Source organism: Aliivibrio fischeri (genome assembly GCA_038993745.2).
Lineage (GTDB): Bacteria > Pseudomonadota > Gammaproteobacteria > Enterobacterales > Vibrionaceae > Aliivibrio > Aliivibrio fischeri_B.
Window position 1 is genome coordinate 1,299,810 of record CP160630.1, and the last position, 20,068, is coordinate 1,319,877.

The window sequence follows — 20,068 nt, forward strand, 5'->3', positions numbered from 1 at the left end:
AAAGCCTCTATTGCAGAGGCCTTTTAGCTTTTATTTAATCTTAACAACCGCTGGTGGTTGCCAAGTACCACTTAGCATTTCCTCTTTAGGGCCGTAAGCGCGAATAGTCATTGCTATGTCATCTTTTGGAGCAGGTAACCAGTTACCTATTTTATCTTCACTTGGTTTTTCATTTTGAATATATATGGTTAAGGAGCCATCTTTATTGTATTTCATCCCTTTATTCTTTGTACCTATTGAATAACGCTTTATATCATTTGGAACAAAGAAATGATTAGAGTTATACATAGTCAAAGACCAAAAACCATCAACAGGAGGAAGTTCTCCCTTTTTGAACGTTAATGTATAATTGTGGTTCCCATTAATACGCGTCCCATTTTCATCTTTATATTGATAAAGATAACTCGTTTCGGTTACATCGTTAGTAAAAATGTTTGATTTAGCTACAGCTAAACGTGTTAAATAATCCGTTCCAAAGCGTCCATTATCTTGGGGTCTAGTCCAGTAATTATTTATTTCTTTACCTACATTCTCTAAGTGAAAAAGTGGGGCTACAATATTCATCTCAGCTTGATTAGCTACATCGTTTAATATTTTTTGTAGCTCTTTATTCTCTTCTGCTTGAAGTAATAACTCCTTGAACTGTGCATACATAGCTTCTTCACCAGGAAGAGGAGATACCTCTTCTAATACTTTCCCAAGCTGTTCTGCGCTAAAGAACGTATTAGGATTTACCCATGTTTTCTCTGATTTGGTTTTCTTAGCTTCTGGGATATTTGGTAAAGATTTCCAATTGGTTACCTTCATTATTCCTGTAAATTCCGATAAAGGATAAGCACCTAATTGATTAACTACCGACTGAATTGCTTCTCTATCTTCAGCTGTGTCATCCATAAAAACACGTGGAATCACAACAGCAAGGTCTGTTGACGAACGAAATACTTTATTAATACCTTCAGGTATCTCACCATCCCACTCCGGTGACACTATCATATAAAAACCTGGCTTAGAGTCATAAATACTGCTGAGCTGTGCAAAACTATCCGTTCTCTGATCTTCCGCCATTACCGTCCAAAAACGATCTCCAAAATCAGGAACCTGTATCACAACTGGCTCTTTATCTAGAGATAACATGCCAAAACCATATACAACATCTTGATTAGGATGGGCAACATCTCTCATGTTTGGTGATACATAATCAGAAAGCATAGTTAAATGATTAATAGGGGCTGCTGGCATAGCTCCCCCAATATAACCTTGATATGGTACCTGCTTAAAAGCTTCACGTCGGTTATGCATATTAACCATCGGCCAGCCCCAAACATACGCATAATTTGCAATCGCTTTTGCGTATCCTTTAGTCATAATAGAACCTGTTGGTCCTTTTGCTGCTTGCTCATACGATAACGACTGTACTGGGATATCTGTTCGGTTGTTTTCAGCAATACTAATATTTTGACAACCAACCATTAAAGTCGCTATTGGCAATAATAGACAAATTCGATTTAATTTCATGATAGGACTCCTAAACTATTATTTCGAAATTACCGCTTGAGGCATTTGATAATCACCTTTTTGAACAGCTTCACTTGCGCCATACAAACGCATAACTAAATAAAACTCTTTTTTAGGAATAGGAAGAAAATTCGATTTACCCTTATTTGTTTTTTCATCAGCACTCAAAGTAATAGTGTAATATCCGTCCTTATCAGCAATTAATGTCCTGTCTCCTCGGCTATGTCGATTTAACCCGTTCTTTGCCATTAATCGGTTATCAGCCCCATATACTGTCACAGACCAAAATTCACTTACATCTGGAGCTTTAAAATGCATTGTATAACTGTGTTTTGCCCCATTTAATTTATGACCGTTAGGATCTTTTTCTAACTTACGATAAGCGGCTTCTTCTGGTGGTAACCCCCACTGACCAACATAAGTACCAACAGAGAAAACACCACGATCAGCATCTCCCAAACTTTTTCTCGTACCAAGAATCAAACGGGCATCAGTAGTTGTTTTGGATAATTCAGCGATATGCTTCAACCCTTTTTCCTTACCAATTTTTTGCATTTGTAATTGTTCATGCTGAAATCATACTTACACGCTTCTAAACCCACGGACTTATATTGTTGTAACCACTGCTTATCCGCTTTCGCTAAACTACCTTCACAAAGCACAAAATTGGTTGTTTCTAACCAAGACGTTTTTTCTGGATCTGGATAATGACGAATACGAGGTTTTGGTCCATTTTTGCCAAGATATTCAGATAACGTTCTAATGTTCCATTGATCCATATATGACTGAGCAACTTGAGTGTCTTGTGGACCATTAGCCATAATTCGTCCCATCAATTTAACGAAGTTAGAATCAACTCGAATGACTTCGTCAACAGAAGCAGGGACTTCCCCCTTCCACGTTGGTGATGCATACATAAACTGACCACCTTGCTTACCACGAGTGCGTGAACCAAACATACTATCTGTGTAATGTCCCATATCCATAGTATGAAGAATCCAATATCGATCATCATCCATGTTTGGAACACTAACAATGACCGGTTCTTGAGCTACATCTAACCACCCCATTAAATGTAATGTGTCGTTATTAATTGTTGGGTGCGCAGTATAAGTATCATCAGCTAAATGACGGATATTTTGAAAACGGTTTAATGGATAGTCAGGTTTTACTGCTGTTTCATAAAAAAACTTATAAGCCTCATCCATAGAATAAGCGTACAGATAGGCATCTTCGGCAAGCTTTTCTGTAATCTGAGCAAACGCCACATTTGTACTTCCTATCACTAAACAAGCAGCACTAATCGCATGTTTTAATTTCATTCTATCGCTCCAGCATTATTATTAATTAAGTAGCTACACTATAAAAACTCACGAATTGAATGACGAATAGCAAAAACCAATACAGAACATATCAATTTTGATATAGTTTGATAGGAGATAAAATCAGAATGGATATATAAGATGAAAAACTTTGATTTAAATCTTTTACGAACTTTGAATGTTTTATTAGAAACCCGTAGCACAACTATCGCAGCCACACGATTACATACTAGCCAACCTGCGATCAGCCGTTCATTGCGTAAATTGCGAGATATATTTCAAGATGATTTACTTATCAGAAAAAATGGCAGATTTCAGTTAACTGTAAAAGCTGAAGAATTAACACAAACACTTCCAATGATATTTAATGGCATTGATGAACTAATGTGGAATGCCGAACCATTTGAACCACTTAACGCTTCTAATGATCTAACTATTGCGATGAATTCTTCTATTGCTCAATGGTTTGCTCCAATTTTAATTCAGCATTTATCACAAACCGCACCAAATATATCACTCACGATTGTTGATTGGACAGAATCATCACCTGATGATATCGCTGATGGTGCTGTTCAATACGGAATTAACTATTTCCCAATGGATTTACCTAAACATTTAATACAAAGAAAAGGCGGAACGGATTCTTTCGTTTTAGCATGCCAAAAAGAACATCAGCATATAGGGAAGGTAATGAAAGCTATAGATTTTGAACAATACCCTATTGCCATTCATGTAATTCAAAATTGGAATGATAAGAAAGATCACCTATCTCGAATATTAACGCCAATGGATATTAAGCCCTCAATCAAACTTCGTAGCTCGCACTTAAACATTATTCTACAAGCCATAGTGCAGTCAGATATGTTATTGCCGTGTTCTAAATATTTAGCTCAGAGCCTTGATGAACGATTTAGCTATATTGAGTTTGATCAATCATTAACAACACCAGAAGGTAACTTTGGTTTTGTGTACGCCGTAAAATGGCGGAATGATCCTTTTTTACAGTGGTTAAATGCTTCTATTTCTAATTTAGTAAATACGAAATTAATACAATAAAAAAAGCCTCTATTACAGAGGCTTTAACTTAATAGGTATTACATCAGCCATTTCCACCAAACAAAAATAGCTAAAAATCCAAATAAATAAACCAAACCAACAATGGATAACGTTTTTAATTTTGCCCCCATTTTTAGTTCATCTGGCAATTCCGTTTTTGTTACTAAAATATAATTTAGAGCAGCAAAAATCGGTGTTGTGATAAACGCCATGATCATTGCAAAATCTAACATACTCATTAAAGAAGAAATAAACAAAGTAACAATGGTAATCGCCAATACAGAAACAATCATGACCCAAGAATTATAATGTTTTGGCTGATTTAATGGTTTACGCTGTAGTAATAATTGAGCTTCCGATACCGCTCTTGAATAACCATCAATCACTGTAATAGTACTTCCAAAAATACAGAAAAAGGCGATAACTGCTATCAAATAACGTGACCACTCACCTATTGTTGCAGCATAAATTCCCACTAACTGATGAGAAAAACCAATGCCTGATGCTTTAAATTCAATTCCCGAACCGTATAACACCAAAGCTCCTAAAGATAAAAAAACGACAGCAAGAATCGCGGTTCCAATATAACCAACATTAAAATCAAACAAGGCAGATTGTGGTGTTACCTTTTGAGTTTGACACTGACGCTTTAACCACATAGATGTAATACTTGAGATTTCGATAGGTGCAGGCATCCACCCCATAGTAATAACCAAAAAACCAATAGACGCAATTGACCAAACCGAAGGACCTTGATAATCAGTAGGAGCAACAGCACCATTAGAAAACGCAACACCTAAGGCTATCGTTGTCGCAATCGTTAATGTGGCCATAATTAATTTAGACAGTTTATCTAAGGCTTTAAAATGTCCTGCAAATAATATTGTTATACAAGTAATTAGAACAATACCAGACAACACATTTAAAGAGAGATCAAAAGGTAAAAAATAGCCTAATAAACTTGCGCTAAATAGCAATAAAGCTGCGGTATTAACGACAGCTGAAATTGCACTTAATACTAAAAACACCCATAAATAACCTCGTCCTAATTTATGATAGCCTTGAATGATACTGTCCCCAGTACCAAGGGTATATTGAACTCCAGCTCTGAAGAATGGATATTTTAGCAAATTAACCGCGAGAATTAGCAGCAACATTTCCCATCCATAGATTGCCCCAGCCTTGGTTGAAGCCACCAAATGAGACCCACCAACAGCCGCTGCGGCCATCATAATACCAGGACCTAATGACCGAGAAAGGTCACTTATTTTTAATTTTGGCTTCATGCCATTTTGTGTACAAGACGGTTCCATATCTATCCTTTTAGTAACAACACTTGCCTCACGACCCCTGTGAACAAGTACAATTTAATTTAAATTAACAATTAAATTACATAAAGGAGTAATTTTAATCAATTGCAAAGTAGAGAATCAGTTCAAACAGTACTACATCATTGCAAATAGTTATTGGAATCACTCATAAGCCAGGTAATTACATAGAAAAGATTGAGAATAGTGCGAACATCAGTACAATGCGAAAATAACCATTCAATCTCGCACTCATACAGAAGGTCTGTCACTTGGAAAAACATGAAGAAGTTCTGGTCGCTATACGCCAAATAATTCGAGCTATTGATTTACACTCGAAAAAATTAAGCAAAGAGTATGGGTTAACAGGCCCTCAACTGATACTCATGCGCGCGATTCAAGAAATGGATAATGTGACAATCAAAGAGTTATCAAAACACACTAATGTAAGCCAAGCGACAACAACGACCATTATTGATCGTTTAGAACTTAACGGCTATGTTCAACGAATTCGTAGCGAATCAGACCGCCGTAAAGTTCATGCTCATTTAACTGATAAAGGAAAAGAGTTACTGGATAACGCTCCCCTTCCTTTACAAGACAGCTTTGTGAATAAGTTTCATAATCTAGAAGCGTGGGAACAGAGTCTTCTTTTATCATCAGTGCAGCGTGTATCCGCTATGATGAATGCAGAAGATATCGATGCGGCTCCAGTACTACAACTTGAAGGTATTGCTAAAAGTTAGTAACCATACAAGTCACCCACTTTCTAAAATAAAAAGCCTCTTTTTACAGAGGTTTTTTGTTTAAAAAAAATACTTACACATCAATCTGAAAGTTCATTTCTACTTGAAAATTTCCTATATAATTCAATTATATACTTATTTGACAAAAAACTAAGTGTATTATTTTCATATATAAATATATTATTGGCTGAGTCTTGAATAGTGCCTATATGTTTCCCTCCTAGCAACTCCAATATATTCACAAAATAATCACTCACACAAAAAAAATAAATTGGATTATTGACATAATCCAGTTCAATTAACTTTTCAATAAAACTAAACAATAGTTCTTCAAACGTTTTCTTTTCTCTAAAAAAAGGAATGTCAAAAATAATTAATTCTTCATCTTTTTCTAAATCAACATTAACATCTTTATCTAATAAAAATGATTTAAAATAATAAGAATTCTTAGCATTAAGGAAGGATGCTTGAATATGGGAGGTAATTCTTTCGTTTTTAACATCAAATTCCTTAAATAAATAACTATTGTAATTTATTGATTGCTTATCAATAAAGTCATAAACCTCAAGATAAAAATTAAAATTATTATAGAAATAAGAAAATACATTTCTTATCTCCAACTCATTATAAATACTGTAATAATAAATAATGTTATCATCATTAATTAATGGTTTATCATAGCTAGGATTTTTTCTATACTTAAAATAAACATCAATAACCTTGTTAGCTTCAGAAGAAGAGCTATTTAGACTTCTATTAAATTTAATGCATTTAGATATATTATCTCTAAAAAATAAATACATTAAAAACTGCCTATAGTTTGATGGTTTTGTTTTATTTTTTGACCATCTACTTAACGTTATCGTATCTAAACTGAAAAAAGCAAGATCAAATTTATTCAATCTTTTAACTAGCTCAACCTTAGTTAAATTACTTTCATCTAGTTTATTTTCCAAATAAAAACTAAAGATAACTCACCCCTAACTAAGTATAATAATATTAACTAAATCTTAAATTTATATAAATCAGACTCTAATTCTACCGTCATTTCTTTTATAACTATTATATCTTCGTTAACTTGACTAATTATATCACTTGATGATTTATTCATTAGGTAAATCTCATTAATATTTACATTAACATCATTAATGACAGTAGCTTGCTCTTCCGTTGCTGTAGATACTAAAATATTTGAATCTCTCATTTTTCCAACCTGCTCATTAACATAATCAATTGATTCGACAACTTTCACCGATTTGTCAACGCAATCATTAATAGCAACCAATATTTGAGATTCCATCATATTAAAAACATGTTCTGTTTCCATATTTATAGTGTCAACGATAGTATTAATTTCACTGGTAGACTGTTGTGTCTTTTGAGCTAAAACTCGAACTTCATCAGCAACAACGGCAAAGCCTCGTCCTGATTCGCCAGCTCTTGCTGCTTCTATTGCTGCATTCAAAGCTAATAAATTGGTTTGATCTGCAATACTACTTATCATACTAATAACTGAGTTTATACGTTCATTTTCTGATTTCAACTTCCTAATCGCAGTTCCACAAGTTTCAATTATGGAGTTGGCTTCTTGAACTGATTTCATCGATTCTTCAACTAACACCTTAGCTTCTTCTGTTAACTCAAGAGCTTCCTGGGATTGACCAACTAGAGATTCTGAGCTTACAGCTACGCTGGATATCGATGAATTCATTTCATCACTTGCTGTCACGATAAGTGTTAATTGTGACTCTTGGTCCACAGACGTATCATTCAATGTAACCGCTAAATTAGTAAATTGTTCTGTCTTTTCATGAATTAAATTATTTGTATTTGTAATATTTCCAATTAATTGATGTATTGATATTCGGAACAATTTTAACTTCTCTGCGATACTTCCAAACTCGTGTTTTACAAAGCGTCCTTTATCTATCCAATCACAAATAGGGCCCTCATTCAGATCGAAATTAATTAACATTTCTAGGTGTCTTTCTAAAGCAGACAAAGCTGGTGATATACTAAAAAAAAGAATAATAGACATCAACCCGCTCGTTATTAATAATGATATTAGTACCGTATCTGTTACAATCCTAATATCATCAGGAACATCAATAAACTGACCAGCAATCATTAACCCAATTAATAAAGATACACCAATAACACTTGTTAAAGATAATATTAATAATTTATTCTTCACACTAAAAAAATTCACATCCGCACCTAATATTTAATTATCAAACAACATTAAGTCTAATTGCCATCAATAAAAAAACACACTGCATTAAAAAAAAGAAAAAAACAAATGCTATTGTTTTACATATCATCAAGAGTAGCATGCTAATCACATTCAAAACTAAATAAGCAACAAATATGAAAGTACTAACATCAAAAGATATAAAAATATTCAAGATATTAATTGATGATAAAGGTATGGGTATTTCAGAAGCTATTAAGTTAATAATGAAAGAAGTATATTTTCTTAGTTATAAAGATAGAGCTATAATTAGAAGGTTAAATAGAATAATAACCTCAAAAAACAATAAGGAGTTTGTTATAGAAATGAAAAGGATAAAATTAATTAATTCTTTGAAATTTTAAAATAAAAAACTGATTTAACATAAGGTATAAAAATGCTTTACCGCAGCTTTAAAATTCAATATTCTTCAGAAACATTGATATACTCAATATCTATTAGAGATAAAAATAAAAAACAAGTTTATATTAAATCAAAGAATTTAAACTATATAAAAAAACAAATAGATAATGTTTTAGACTTCCATGCTTTAGATCATGTTGAGGTACAAACTAAAAATAAAAAGCCAAGCTTTTGGGGAACGATTGATACATAATTATTCCAAGTAAATCGAAAACCTCTTTTTACAGAGGTTTTTTATTGAATCTTAATCAAAAAAATCTACTGATACATCACTCATCATGCCATCTTTGTGTAAACTGAACTTCTGTATTCAAACTCACAAAGAAGTCATTATGGATAACCTCATTACACAGTTATTATTTTCAGCTTCAATAACTGGCCCTATTTGTGTCATGTTGCTATTAGGTGTCCTACTTAAACGTATCCATCTTATTAATGATAATTTTATTGAAGTTGCATCTAAGTTGGTCTTTCAAGTGACCTTACCAGCCATGCTTTTTTTAAGTATTGTAAACGCCAAACATGATTTTTCCTCAAGTAGTCATTTAATCATCTATGGGCTTATTGCTAACTTTGTTTTCTTTCTTTTCACTATTTACTCCACCCGATTTGCTTTTAAAGACAAACAAAATCACGGCGTTATTATTCAGGGAGGATTTCGCGCTAACACGGCGATCATCGCTTTAGCTTATGTGGCTAATGCTTATGGAAATACTGGTGTTGCACTGGCTGCCATCTATGTTGCTTCAACAACTATTTTATATAATATTCAGGCTGTTATAGCCCTTACACCTAAGAATGAGAACAATAAAAAACAAGCCATTGGGATAATAATAAAAACACTCACTAAAAACCCATTAATTATTTCCATTGTATTAGGTATTATTTGTTCTCTTCTCTCTATTCCTGTACCTAGTATGCTTTCACAAGCCGGACAATACTTTGCCAATATGACGCTTCCTTTAGCTTTACTATGTGCCGGAGGTTCACTTAATTTACATTCAATGAAAGAAGAGAGTGCTGCTACGTGGTTTGCTACAAGCTATAAACTTATCTTAAGTCCATTATTCATTACATCAGGAGGGATCCTCATAGGATTTAGAGGATTAGAGCTAGGACTTATTTTCTTTATGAGTGCAGCACCAACAGCTGCAGCAAGCTATGTAATGGCTAGAGCAATGGGGGGAAATGCAATATTAGCAGCAAACATCATCGCTCAAACAACCGTAGCCTCACTGTTTACTTGCACTCTAGGTATATTTGTTTTGTCATCATTTAATCTAATTTAATAAATTTTTTGGAAAATGAAAAAACAGTATCCTATATATAGTAATACCAACATCGTTAATGTGATGCTCAATTGTTACTGATGTTGGTACAATGTATCTACTATTGTTTTAGTTAATATCACGTTTTTCCAGAGAAGTTGCCCCTTAAGTTCTCTGGAATTTTTTTACCTATTATAATGTATAACGAACACCAAAAGTAAACGCGATATCAGTCGAGTTATCCATATTTATTGCATTTTCAATAACAGAAAACTCGAACGCAGCCTTCTCCAATAAGTAGCGGTAGCCTAAAACATACTCATGAGAAGACTCTGAAAAATCGTCACTATCATCGATGGTTCCTTCATAGTTATGATAAGAAGTAACAATATGATGCGATGGTGTAATGGCGTAACCATAACCAATAGCGAAAGCGAACGTATTTTCTTTATACGGTAACTCATTAATCACCGCATCATCATGAAAAGTGACTCCAAGCGTGGAAAAAATAGCGTGTTTCCCATAGTTAAAGCTGTAGTTTGCCTGTAAGCCTTGTTCAAAAGCCTCTCTTTTAAAATGACCACTATTCACTTTATTAAAATATAAACTAGCACCTAAACTCACTGCATTATGTTCATTGGCAAACAATTGATATTCTAAATAGCTATGAAGTGCACTTGATAATGTCTCGTTTTCAAAATCTTGAATATCCACCCCATACTTAGGCACCGAGATTGAAAATTGATCATCTTCGACTTCATCTCTTCCATTTTGGCCAATGCCAAAAAAGTCATGAAAACCATAAACAAAAGAATCTAACCTATTATTACCTGCGTAGTTATATTGATACTTTAACTCCGCTTTAAACTTAGAGGTTATTTGCCATTGTGCTCCAGTGACTACTTGGTTTTGATAGTAATCCATACTGAAACTTTCTGAATGAGCCCAAACACTAGAAATGGTACCAGTAGCGAACAGCTCTACAGAATCGTCTTTCATGGCAAAAGCAGAACGAAGCTCTGTCGTTAAGCTATTTGATTGTACTGGAGACTGAACGTAAGTTTTTAATGGCGTGACAGCAGTATCAGCCTGTACCCAAGAAGAAGACAGACCAACTATGGTTGGAATTAAAGTCAAAGTTATCTGTTTTCTTATAGGCATAATACTTTTCACATAATTAACCGCTACCAATAAATTGATAACAAAAGAAGAAATAAGGTAATAAACAGCATTATTACTTATCTTTCCCCTACCTCTCAATGCGTTAATGACATGATGGGAGATAGATCATGCACAAAGCAGCTAAATGACTATAAAAAAGCATTAATAAAAATTAAACAGATGCATTCAAAAGAGAAATGGGAGAAAACAACCAAATACCATTAAGTTATCAATTTATTCTATTTGCTGATGTAACCACTCTTTAAATACGCTGATTTTATCACTCACAATCCCCTTTTTTTTCCACACAACGTAATAGGCTAACTCTATGGTCGATTCAAGATCAGGGAACAACTGTACTAATCGTCCGCAATCTAAATCATCTTTGACTAATACACTTCGCCCCAAAGCTATGCCTTGTCCATTAATTGCAGCTTGAATAACAGAAGCAGAGTTATTTATTTTTAGTCCTTTTTCTGTATTTACATCAAAAATACCATTCTGTTCAAACCACGCCTTCCAAGAAGGAAAACCGCTTTCTTTAGGCAGAGAGATATCATGCAATAAAGGAAATTGAGCAATCGACTCAATACCATTAATACCTTTATTGAGTAACTCAGGAGAACATACTGGAAAAACAGACTCTGTCATTAATAGCGATGCTTCTAATCCTTCCCACTGACCTTTTCCATAACGAATCCCAACATCAATGCTTTCGGTAAGATAATCCACTGTTCGAATATTTGTATCTAGTCTTAAATCCCACTCAGGGTAAGAAGTTTGAAAATCATCTATGCGCATTAATAACCATTTAGCTGCAAATGCAGGGCTTACTGCTACAGTTAAAATAGGACTGTTTTCCGTTGGTTTTAATAAATCTAAACCTTGTGTTAAATGCTCAAATCCGCGCGTAATTTCAGGTAAACCTAACAGCGCTTCTTTAGTTAAGACTAAACGAGATACTCCTGATGTTCGCCTTTCGAACAAAGAAATGCCCAACCATTCTTCCAATAGTTTTACTTGCTGCCCAATTGCTGCAGGAGTGACGTTTAGCTCTTTCGCCGCTAAAGAAAAACTCAAATGTCGTGCTGAAGCTTCAAAGGCTCTCAAACCATTTAAATGGTGCAACTTCATAAAACACTTCCCTAAAAATAAACATCAATAAAGAAAAACTTTAGTGGAAGTATAGAAGTTCTGATTTGTGAGTACGAGATAAAAATCACACAATAAACTTTATCGTCACACATTCATGTAGGTTTATTATGAAATTACACACTGATTTATCAAAACACGCGCATGCAATTTTCTCTCAATCCACATGGGTGCCTTCTCCAATAAAAGAAGTGTCTCGCAAAATGCTTGAACGTGATGGTGGCGAAATAGCAACAGCTACAACCCTAGTTCACTATGAACCTAATAGCTATTTTTCTTCTCATATCCATACCGGCGGTGAAGAGTTTTTTGTTTTAGATGGCACTTTTGCTGATGAGCACGGTGACTACCCTATTGGTACTTATATGCGTAACCCTGTTAGCTCTTCTCACGCTCCAATCGTAGAGGCGGGGTGCATGATTTTAGTTAAGCTAGGGCAATACCAAGAAGGTGACACAACTCCCGTACATATTGATACTCATGCTCAAGATTTTCTTCCTGATCCTTCGCGTCATCACGTGCAATATCAAACGCTACATTCTTTTAAGCATGAGAGTGTTCGTCTCGAAAAGTGGCAAGCAAATCAAACTATCGAACTGGAAAATCAAGGAGGAATTGAACTCTTAGTTCTTGAAGGGAAATTTACTCATGATAATACTGAATATCAAAAATTTGATTGGCTACGTTTACCTATTGGGCATTCCTTACACGCTAGTATCAAGGAAGATACTTGTAAAGTTTGGATAAAAACAGGGCATCACTTACATCAAATTAAAAATAAGTGAGAAGTAATATGAAAACAGACTATCTAATTATTGGGGCTGGTTTAAGCGGCTTATACCTAGCTTATCAACTTGAAAAAATGGGTAAAAAGTATCAGATAATTGAATCACGTCAGCGTATTGGTGGACGAATTTTATCATTAGATAGCATGGATATGGGGCCTTCTTGGTTTTGGCCACAAATGCACCGCGCATCACACAACTTATTGATGATTTAGAATTGCCTATTTTCCCACAATATTCTCAAGGAGCCTATTTACTAGAAAATCAACCTAACAGCGCACCTATCAGATACGAATCAGGGTTTGAACAATCTCCAGTATCAATGAGAATTGCTGGTGGAATGCAATCCCTTGTTGAGACGCTATTTAATTTACTTCCTGCTAACCGCATTCGATTAGATAGCACGGTCACTCACGTTAATTACAAACAAAATAGTTATTCAGATATCACTGTTGATCAAAATGACAAAAAGCAAATTATCGAAACAAAGCATGTCATTTTTGCTACGCCTTTACGTCTTTTATCTGAGCGTATTACGTTTAATCCTAGCTTGCCTACAGATGTAAAAAAACACTTTGCTTCAACGCCGACATGGATGGCAGGTCAAGCAAAATTCTTTGCAGAATATAACACGCCTTTCTGGCGAAAAAATGGATTATCAGGCTCAGCAAGCAGCCATATTGGTCCGTTAATTGAAATTCATGATGCCAGTACATTTGAGGACTCAGGTGCTTTATTCGGTTTTGTAGGAGTCGATGCGTCAACACGTATAAAAGCAGGCGAAGCTCGTATTAAACAAGCGGCAATAGAGCAATTAAGTCGGATTTTTGGTGAGCAAGCCGCCTTCCCTACTGATGTTAAATTATTAGATTGGAGCCAAGAAGCTAATACAGCAACGCAGGCCGATCACCAATCACCAAGAAACCACCCTTCTTATGGTTTACCAACGGCTGCAAAAGAGTTACGTCAATTACATTGGCACTTTGCAGGAACAGAAGCCGCAGAAGAAAATGGTGGCTATTTAGAAGGTGCATTAGAAGCCGCCGACGCCGTTATTAATACCCTTGATTGCGATTAAAACAAAAAGCCAAGTCATGAATAGACTTGGCCTTAATTTGTATTCTTAGAACAATTTAACAGCTGTGTTCCATTAAGAATTGAATATCATCTCCAGCGCTATAATACACGGGGTCTTTACCATGACTGAATAGTTTTAATGGCTTTTCATTTGCTGTGTGATAACTCAACTTACCATCAAGAATGTGCAGCCAAGTACCTTCAGGAATACCAACGACGGGCTCATGCTTGTTCACTTCCAAAAACTCTTGAATACGCTCATCACGGGTTTCACCAAAATGCCCTTCAACAGACGCTTCTAAATAATGGGGGTTAATTTGGAATGGAACTAAATTCAATGAAGGCAGAATAGCGCCAGTAATGATTGGCATATCGTTCGTTGTACGAATCGTTGGACAGCCTATATTCGTTCCTGCACTCCACCCAATGTATGGAACACCATTATCAAGGACCGCTTTACGAATAGGACCAATCAAGCCTAAATCATGCAGTGTTTTATTTAATACCCAAGTATTGCCACCGCTAACCAAAATTCCATCCGCTTCTTGGATAGTTTTCACAGGATCTTCTGAACGATGCAATCCTGTTACTTTGCAATCTAACCCAATATGATCAAATGTTTGTTGAACCAAGGCAACACGATCATCGTGACTTGAGCGAATAACAGCATAAGGAATAAGAACTAAATTCTTTGCTTTTGTGCGTTGAATTTGTTCAATAATCGCTTCACTTGCAAACTCCATTACGTGATTATTTCCCGCAATTTTGCCGTTACTTAATAATAAAATATCCATCTTCTTACTGCCTTATGTCTATTTAACATCGCACACTAATTTTTACTTTCATAAAAATTGATGTAACGATCAAGAAAGAGCAAAGACCATAACAGAAAAAATAAGGCTAAAACTTGTGTTAGATCTCACCTAACAATGATCAACTCTAAGGCTTAACATATAGTTTTATTTTGGCAGAAGTTAGACAAAAATAACGACGTTAATAAAACTTAACTTGTGAGCAGCCCGAATACAGGGATAATGCGCCTAAAATGATTACTTGGTCTACAATAACGTCTACCTATATGACGTTTATTAAACTCCTTGAGGTGCAATGAAAATACCAAACAGATTACTACCATTAGTTGAAGATGGTTTGATAGATGAAGTTCTGACCCAATTAATGAGTGGTAAGGAAGCCTCGGTCTACATTGTTCGTAGCGGCGATAATATTCAATGTGCAAAAGTATACAAAGAGATTGAACAACGCAGTTTTAAACAAGCGGTAGCCTATCGTGAAGGTCGAAAAGTAAAAAACAGTCGCCGAGCTCGTGCTATGGAAAAAGGCTCTAAATTTGGCCGAGATGAGCAAGAAAAAGTATGGCAAAATGCTGAAATCGATGCCTTATACAAGCTATCAGAAGCAGGTGTTCGGGTTCCTACACCTTATGGCTGTTTTGATGGTGTTTTATTAATGGAGTTGGTTACTGATAATGATGGCTCTGTAGCACCTCGCTTAAATGACGTGACCTTAACCAAAGATCAAGCGATACGTGATCATGACTTAATGATCCAATACGTCACTCGTATGCTGTGTGCAGGTATTGTGCATGGTGACCTGTCTGAGTTTAATGTATTAGTCGATCACCTTGGTCCTGTCATCATAGACTTACCACAAGCGGTTGATGCATCGGCAAACAACAATGCCAAATGGATGCTTGAACGTGATGTGAATAACATGACCACTTATTATGGCCAATTCGCTCCAGAATTACTTGGTTCTGAATACGCAAAAGAAATGTGGGCATTGTATGAAATTGGTGAATTAACACCAAACACGCAGCTTACAGGCGTATTTATTGATAACGGAAGAGACGCTGATGTTGACGGCTTAATGGCTGAAATCAATGCCGTGATGGAAGAAGCCCGCTTACGTAAAGAGCGACAACTTGAAGATCAAGATATCGATTAACATGTTCAAATTGCAGGTAATGGATTATCTGCTAACACTCCACGCTTTCTCTCTGCTCAACCACTCTTTTAAATTCATGATGATGAATAAAATAGTCAATTTGCTCTACAGTTTGTTTTGCGTATATCAAACTCGTATGAGAATAATTTAAACACAAATGATCTTTTAGCTCAGGTAATACTGTTTCTTCAACCGTCACGGTACCATCAGAAGGGACTCTATCACGAATAATCGAAGAACGAATACCAATAGGTAAGGTTCCAGCAATAGAACCAATTGGGCAATCTACAGTTAATTGATTTACATCTACAAGACCTTGTTCTTTTGAATTACCTAAGATAAAACCAAGTTTTCTATTTTGTATTTCTTTAGCAATCGAAGCACCTTGAAGTGGAGAGCCAATGGTAACAATAGAATCAATAGGGGTATGTTTATCATTATGTGAATTGACAAAATGAACAGCGAGAATGCCACCTAAACTGTGTCCTACAATGACATTTTTTTCCGTTTCAGATAAACAATTACGGATCCGTTTGAAAAGCAACGCCTCGTTAATTCGCACCGAGTTATAGCTGACCACTTGGACGCTATGACCTTTACGTCTTAACCGAGAAGCCAACGGTTTCATCACAAGACCATGCATATACAAACCATGTAACACAACAATGTGAGCCATTAGCTACTCCTTCAAATCCGTCTATTAGCTATGACTATATCAAGAAGCAATCGTTCTCTATATGATAAAAATCATTCAAGTCTAATTAAACTCACTCTACATTAAGTTCTTATAAGCAACTCTATGGATTATCTTTTGCATTTTGAGTTTCTTCAGCTTCGTTCTTAAGCCATACAGTAAACATCTGGTAGGTAAGACTCAACACAACGGCACCAACAAACAAACCAACAATTCCAGACATTGCCATTCCTCCTAACGCTCCCAGTAGAATCACAATAATAGGAATATGAGAGCCACGGCTTAACAATACCGGCTTTAAAATTGCGTCACTGCTGCTTACCAATACACACCACACAGCAAACAATACACCGGTTGTCGTTGTATCAACGCTGAATACATAAAAAATGATGGGCAGAAGAATCAAAATAGGCGGTAACTGAATAATAGCAAAGACAAGAACAAGAAATACCCACAATCCAAGAACTGATGCAGAAATGCCAACCACCGCCATTCCTAATCCTGCCATTGTAGCTTGTATTACCGCGACACCAATCACCCCTTGAACGACACTTCTTATAGTGATTTTTGAAAGTTTTATTAACTCTTCACCATGCTTACCCGTCAATCGGTTAGTAATTAAAATAAAGGCACGTTCACATTTAGCCGCATTGGCCATAAACACGCCTGCGATAATTGTAGAGACAATAAATTGAATAAATCCACCGCCAAGAGAGCCAACCAGTGACGCGGCTTTTGCAGCCACCACTTTCACTTCTGCGCTGTATTTAAAAAGTAAACTTTCTAGATTCGATGATGCTAATGACATAAAAGAATAAGCTTCGTGACCAATAATCGGCCAGTCTTGCATACGTTCTTTTGGTTTAGGTATAGCAATACTGCCATCTTGATAACCTAAAAATAACTCAGTTCCACTCGTGTAAATACCTGTAGAAAGCGCTATCAATGGAATCAATAACAGTAATACCCCAATAACCGTTAAAATAATACTCACTTTGCTTTCACTTAATGCTGTTTTCTTACTAAAGAAAGCAACAATTGGGTATAAAGCGGTTGCAATAATTCCTCCCCATACCATTAATAAAAGAAATGGTTTTAAGATAGAAAAACACCATAAAACAAGCACAGAAAGAGCACTAATTTTAATAAATGCGTCGATCGCTTGGTTAGAGAAATTATGATCAAGTTTCATAAACATTCCTTGTTACTTAAAAGGGATAACCCAAACTAAACTCGGGTCTGTATTACTTATATGTATAGTGTATTACTCAGCTAAAGTTAGCTTTTTTCTCTCGTAAACCACCAACATATTAAAGATGCAGTTGTCACCATTATAACTCCTTGCCAAAATTGAATTGTTAACTCAATGTCTAAAATCCAAGCAGAAAAGAAAGTTGAAAATATAGGAGTAAAATATGAGAAAGTCGCAAGCAGCACCATGTTGCCACCAATAATGCCTATATTCCATAAAGCGTAACCACTTCCCATTACAACACCTGCAAGCAGCAGATCGATTGCAGCTTCACTGGTCATTACAATTGATGCTTCATCACTGACTGCGTATTTGCACCATAAAGAAAGTGCGGTTGCCATAAAGAACCAAGTAATCGCATTCTTACCATTTGCCAATTTCTTCGTAATATTGCAATAAATTGCCCAAAGAAACGCACCAGTAAACGCCAAAGAATAGCTAACCGGATTACTTGCAGCATTATCCATTAATTGTGTAATAGATAACCCTTGATCACCACTTAATGTCCAAGCAACACCAAAAAAAGACAGCAAAATAGCAGGATAAATGACTTTGCTTACTGGTTTTTTACTCGCAAGAACGGCAAACAATACAGTCAATGATGGCCATAAATAATTGATAATGCTCATTTCAACCGCTTGGTTACGGCTATTTGCCATACCTAAAGCTAAAGATAAGCACATTTCATAGCAAACAAATAAGCCACCACCAATGAGCAAATAACGAGGTGAAAACAATTTTAATTTAGGCAAACCTACAGTAAAAATTAAAAACAACGAACCCACGCTATAAATCATTGCGGCCCCACCGATCGGGCCAAGCTGCTCAGTTACATTACGAATAAGCCCAACAATTAAGCTCCACAGCAAAATGGCAGAACAACCCGCAACTGTATATTTATATGATGAATTCACTTTTTTGTTCCTAATTACAAGGTCTCGAATAACAAAAGACACTTTATCATTTTATAAGTTAAGGCTAAAAGCTATTCAGCAATTAAAAAGTTTATCTAATATACCCTTAATAAAAACATAAATTTATCAGTTATGTTTATCATCATAATATTTTGTTATATTGATGATAAACAATACGGTAATGACATGGTGATTTATGCTTAACCCTTTATGGCTCAATACCTTTTGCACTTTGGTTAATGTCGGGCATTTTACTCAAACTGCAGAAAAGCTTTTTATGACACAACCTGGCGTCAGTCAACACATAAAAAAATTAGAACAAGCTTGTGGTTATGACTTATTAAAGCGTGAAGGGAAAAGTGTCGAGCTTACTGAACAAGGCCGTCTTGTTTATGAATATGCGAATAAACAAAAGCAAAATGAAGCTCAACTCATTGAAGCATTAAGTTTTGATGACCCATACAAAGGGCTATGTAAATTATCTTGCTCAGGTGCGTTAGCGCTATCTCTTTACCCTGAATGCATCAACTTACAAAAAGCATATCCAAGCCTGACAACCTCTCTAGAGGCTGCACCAAACCATAAAATATTAGACGATATTCAACGTGGGTTCATTGATATTGGTATTGTTACTCATAACCCAACACCAAGTTTATTTAGTAGTGAAAAACTAACTGAAGAGCCTCTTTGCCTTGTATTACCAAAACATTATCAAAATACAGACATCACTATTGAAACCTTAATGCAATGTGGGTTAATCAAACACCCGGATGCAGAGCACTATTTATCACTGTATTTTGATAATTGTAAGGATCACGAATTAGAAAGTGGTAATGCAAATGAGTTTCCTGTGGCCAGTTACATCAATCAATTAAGTCAAATTTTATTACCTGTTGCCCAAGGTATTGGCTTTACTGTATTACCACAAAGCGCCATCGACGCCTTTCCTGATAAACAAGAACTGTATATTCACGAGCCAACTCAATTGGTTATGGAGCGTCTGTTTTTAGTTTACAAACGAAACAGAGACTTACCAAAACGATATCAAACGTTAATAGAGAGAATCAAACAAGTATTACTTTCTTAAAGTCCTAAAACCAAAAAACTCCTGATTATCAGGAGTTTTATTTTTTACCACTTTTTTGCCACATCTTTTGCAGTGTCTTTCCAGTATTGAATTCGCGCACGTTGCAATTGGGCT

20 protein-coding genes and 1 pseudogene are annotated in these 20,068 nt (G+C 35.5%); 10 read left to right on the forward strand and 11 right to left on the reverse strand.

Annotated elements, in window-relative coordinates; translation table 11 throughout:
- Positions 1-30: 30 nt before the first annotated feature.
- Both AAFX60_020190 and AAFX60_020195 read right to left on the reverse strand, forming a co-directional pair.
- Entirely contained in the window at positions 31-1,515 is a 1,485-nt protein-coding gene (locus AAFX60_020190) for a DUF1254 domain-containing protein (protein ID XDF79450.1), read from the reverse strand.
- An 18-nt stretch (positions 1,516-1,533) separates the two neighbouring features.
- Positions 1,534-2,837, reverse strand: a pseudogene (locus tag AAFX60_020195) (DUF1254 domain-containing protein).
- 141 nt (positions 2,838-2,978) lie between these two features.
- Here AAFX60_020195 and AAFX60_020200 point away from each other — a divergent pair.
- On the forward strand, positions 2,979-3,893 hold the full coding sequence (locus AAFX60_020200; protein ID XDF79451.1) for a LysR family transcriptional regulator: 915 nt from the start codon (positions 2,979-2,981) through the stop codon (positions 3,891-3,893).
- A 38-nt stretch (positions 3,894-3,931) separates the two neighbouring features.
- Here the strand turns inward: AAFX60_020200 and AAFX60_020205 are convergent, their stop codons facing one another.
- A complete protein-coding gene (locus AAFX60_020205; GenBank protein XDF79452.1) occupies positions 3,932-5,206 on the reverse strand; it encodes a divalent metal cation transporter in 1,275 nt (424 codons plus the stop codon).
- 266 nt (positions 5,207-5,472) lie between these two features.
- Here AAFX60_020205 and AAFX60_020210 point away from each other — a divergent pair, with 266 nt between their 5' ends.
- Positions 5,473-5,946: a MarR family transcriptional regulator gene (locus tag AAFX60_020210; protein XDF79453.1), complete on the forward strand. Its 474-nt coding sequence runs from the start codon at positions 5,473-5,475 to the stop codon at positions 5,944-5,946.
- A gap of 80 nt (positions 5,947-6,026) precedes the next feature.
- Here AAFX60_020210 and AAFX60_020215 read toward each other — a convergent pair whose 3' ends face one another.
- Together AAFX60_020215 and AAFX60_020220 are read right to left on the reverse strand one after the other, a co-directional pair.
- Entirely contained in the window at positions 6,027-6,902 is an 876-nt protein-coding gene (locus tag AAFX60_020215; protein ID XDF79454.1) for a hypothetical protein, read from the reverse strand.
- 47 nt (positions 6,903-6,949) lie between these two features.
- Complete coding sequence (locus tag AAFX60_020220) at positions 6,950-8,155, reverse strand: methyl-accepting chemotaxis protein (protein XDF79455.1); 1,206 nt, start codon at positions 8,153-8,155, stop codon at positions 6,950-6,952.
- A 158-nt stretch (positions 8,156-8,313) separates the two neighbouring features.
- On the opposite strand from AAFX60_020220, the gene AAFX60_020225 reads away from it, so the two are divergent.
- From AAFX60_020225 to AAFX60_020235, 3 genes are all read left to right on the forward strand, one after another.
- Positions 8,314-8,541: a hypothetical protein gene (locus AAFX60_020225; protein XDF79456.1), complete on the forward strand. Its 228-nt coding sequence runs from the start codon at positions 8,314-8,316 to the stop codon at positions 8,539-8,541.
- Between the two features lie 32 nt (positions 8,542-8,573).
- A complete protein-coding gene (locus tag AAFX60_020230; GenBank protein ID XDF79457.1) occupies positions 8,574-8,792 on the forward strand; it encodes a hypothetical protein in 219 nt (72 codons plus the stop codon).
- A 139-nt stretch (positions 8,793-8,931) separates the two neighbouring features.
- Positions 8,932-9,888, forward strand: a complete 957-nt coding sequence (locus AAFX60_020235) for an AEC family transporter (protein XDF79458.1) — start codon at positions 8,932-8,934, stop codon at positions 9,886-9,888.
- A 171-nt stretch (positions 9,889-10,059) separates the two neighbouring features.
- Here AAFX60_020235 and AAFX60_020240 read toward each other — a convergent pair whose 3' ends face one another.
- Together AAFX60_020240 and gcvA are read right to left on the reverse strand one after the other, a co-directional pair.
- Complete coding sequence (locus tag AAFX60_020240) at positions 10,060-11,004, reverse strand: DUF3187 family protein (protein XDF79459.1); 945 nt, start codon at positions 11,002-11,004, stop codon at positions 10,060-10,062.
- Positions 11,005-11,262: 258 nt separating this feature from the next.
- Positions 11,263-12,162: a transcriptional regulator GcvA gene (gene gcvA / locus AAFX60_020245; protein ID XDF79460.1), complete on the reverse strand. Its 900-nt coding sequence runs from the start codon at positions 12,160-12,162 to the stop codon at positions 11,263-11,265.
- Between the two features lie 128 nt (positions 12,163-12,290).
- On the opposite strand from gcvA, the gene AAFX60_020250 reads away from it, so the two are divergent.
- From AAFX60_020250 to AAFX60_020260, 3 genes are read left to right on the forward strand one after another with little or no spacing between them, the layout of a single operon-like run.
- On the forward strand, positions 12,291-12,965 hold the full coding sequence (locus tag AAFX60_020250; protein XDF79461.1) for a cupin domain-containing protein: 675 nt from the start codon (positions 12,291-12,293) through the stop codon (positions 12,963-12,965).
- 8 nt (positions 12,966-12,973) lie between these two features.
- Positions 12,974-13,180 (forward strand): NAD(P)-binding protein, encoded by a 207-nt coding sequence (locus AAFX60_020255; GenBank protein ID XDF79462.1) that lies wholly within the window; start codon positions 12,974-12,976, stop codon positions 13,178-13,180.
- Positions 13,129-14,043, forward strand: coding sequence for an FAD-dependent oxidoreductase (locus AAFX60_020260; protein ID XDF79463.1), 915 nt, complete (start codon positions 13,129-13,131; stop codon positions 14,041-14,043). The genes AAFX60_020255 and AAFX60_020260 overlap by 52 nt, the downstream gene beginning before the upstream one ends.
- Before the next feature lie 55 nt (positions 14,044-14,098).
- On the opposite strand, the gene pepE is transcribed toward AAFX60_020260, so the two are convergent.
- Positions 14,099-14,836, reverse strand: a complete 738-nt coding sequence (pepE, locus tag AAFX60_020265) for a dipeptidase PepE (protein ID XDF79464.1) — start codon at positions 14,834-14,836, stop codon at positions 14,099-14,101.
- Positions 14,837-15,149: 313 nt separating this feature from the next.
- On the opposite strand from pepE, the gene AAFX60_020270 reads away from it, so the two are divergent.
- Complete coding sequence (locus AAFX60_020270; GenBank protein ID XDF79465.1) at positions 15,150-16,007, forward strand: PA4780 family RIO1-like protein kinase; 858 nt, start codon at positions 15,150-15,152, stop codon at positions 16,005-16,007.
- A 31-nt stretch (positions 16,008-16,038) separates the two neighbouring features.
- Here AAFX60_020270 and AAFX60_020275 read toward each other — a convergent pair whose 3' ends face one another.
- The 3 genes from AAFX60_020275 to yddG all read right to left on the reverse strand — a co-directional run bounded on the left by AAFX60_020275 (position 16,039) and on the right by yddG (position 18,867).
- Positions 16,039-16,683 carry an acetyltransferase gene (locus AAFX60_020275; protein XDF79466.1) on the reverse strand — a complete coding sequence of 215 codons (645 nt, stop codon included), beginning with the start codon at positions 16,681-16,683 and terminating at the stop codon, positions 16,039-16,041.
- Between the two features lie 121 nt (positions 16,684-16,804).
- On the reverse strand, positions 16,805-17,893 hold the full coding sequence (locus AAFX60_020280; protein ID XDF79467.1) for an AI-2E family transporter: 1,089 nt from the start codon (positions 17,891-17,893) through the stop codon (positions 16,805-16,807).
- Between the two features lie 86 nt (positions 17,894-17,979).
- Complete coding sequence (yddG, locus tag AAFX60_020285) at positions 17,980-18,867, reverse strand: aromatic amino acid DMT transporter YddG (protein XDF79468.1); 888 nt, start codon at positions 18,865-18,867, stop codon at positions 17,980-17,982.
- Positions 18,868-19,063: 196 nt separating this feature from the next.
- Between yddG and AAFX60_020290 the strand changes: the two genes are divergently transcribed.
- Entirely contained in the window at positions 19,064-19,954 is an 891-nt protein-coding gene (locus tag AAFX60_020290) for a LysR family transcriptional regulator (protein ID XDF79469.1), read from the forward strand.
- Positions 19,955-20,068 lie beyond the last annotated feature (114 nt).

Coding starts and splice junctions, on each gene's coding strand:
- AAFX60_020190 (XDF79450.1), bottom strand. CDS start 1,515: ATGAAATTAAATCGAATTTGTCTATTATTGCCAATAGCGACTTTAATG.
- AAFX60_020200 (XDF79451.1), top strand. CDS start 2,979: ATGAAAAACTTTGATTTAAATCTTTTACGAACTTTGAATGTTTTATTA.
- AAFX60_020205 (XDF79452.1), bottom strand. CDS start 5,206: ATGGAACCGTCTTGTACACAAAATGGCATGAAGCCAAAATTAAAAATA.
- AAFX60_020225 (XDF79456.1), top strand. CDS start 8,314: ATGAAAGTACTAACATCAAAAGATATAAAAATATTCAAGATATTAATT.
- AAFX60_020230 (XDF79457.1), top strand. CDS start 8,574: ATGCTTTACCGCAGCTTTAAAATTCAATATTCTTCAGAAACATTGATA.
- AAFX60_020235 (XDF79458.1), top strand. CDS start 8,932: ATGGATAACCTCATTACACAGTTATTATTTTCAGCTTCAATAACTGGC.
- gcvA (XDF79460.1), bottom strand. CDS start 12,162: ATGAAGTTGCACCATTTAAATGGTTTGAGAGCCTTTGAAGCTTCAGCA.
- AAFX60_020250 (XDF79461.1), top strand. CDS start 12,291: ATGAAATTACACACTGATTTATCAAAACACGCGCATGCAATTTTCTCT.
- AAFX60_020255 (XDF79462.1), top strand. CDS start 12,974: ATGAAAACAGACTATCTAATTATTGGGGCTGGTTTAAGCGGCTTATAC.
- pepE (XDF79464.1), bottom strand. CDS start 14,836: ATGGATATTTTATTATTAAGTAACGGCAAAATTGCGGGAAATAATCAC.
- AAFX60_020270 (XDF79465.1), top strand. CDS start 15,150: ATGAAAATACCAAACAGATTACTACCATTAGTTGAAGATGGTTTGATA.
- AAFX60_020275 (XDF79466.1), bottom strand. CDS start 16,683: ATGGCTCACATTGTTGTGTTACATGGTTTGTATATGCATGGTCTTGTG.
- AAFX60_020280 (XDF79467.1), bottom strand. CDS start 17,893: ATGAAACTTGATCATAATTTCTCTAACCAAGCGATCGACGCATTTATT.
- AAFX60_020290 (XDF79469.1), top strand. CDS start 19,064: ATGCTTAACCCTTTATGGCTCAATACCTTTTGCACTTTGGTTAATGTC.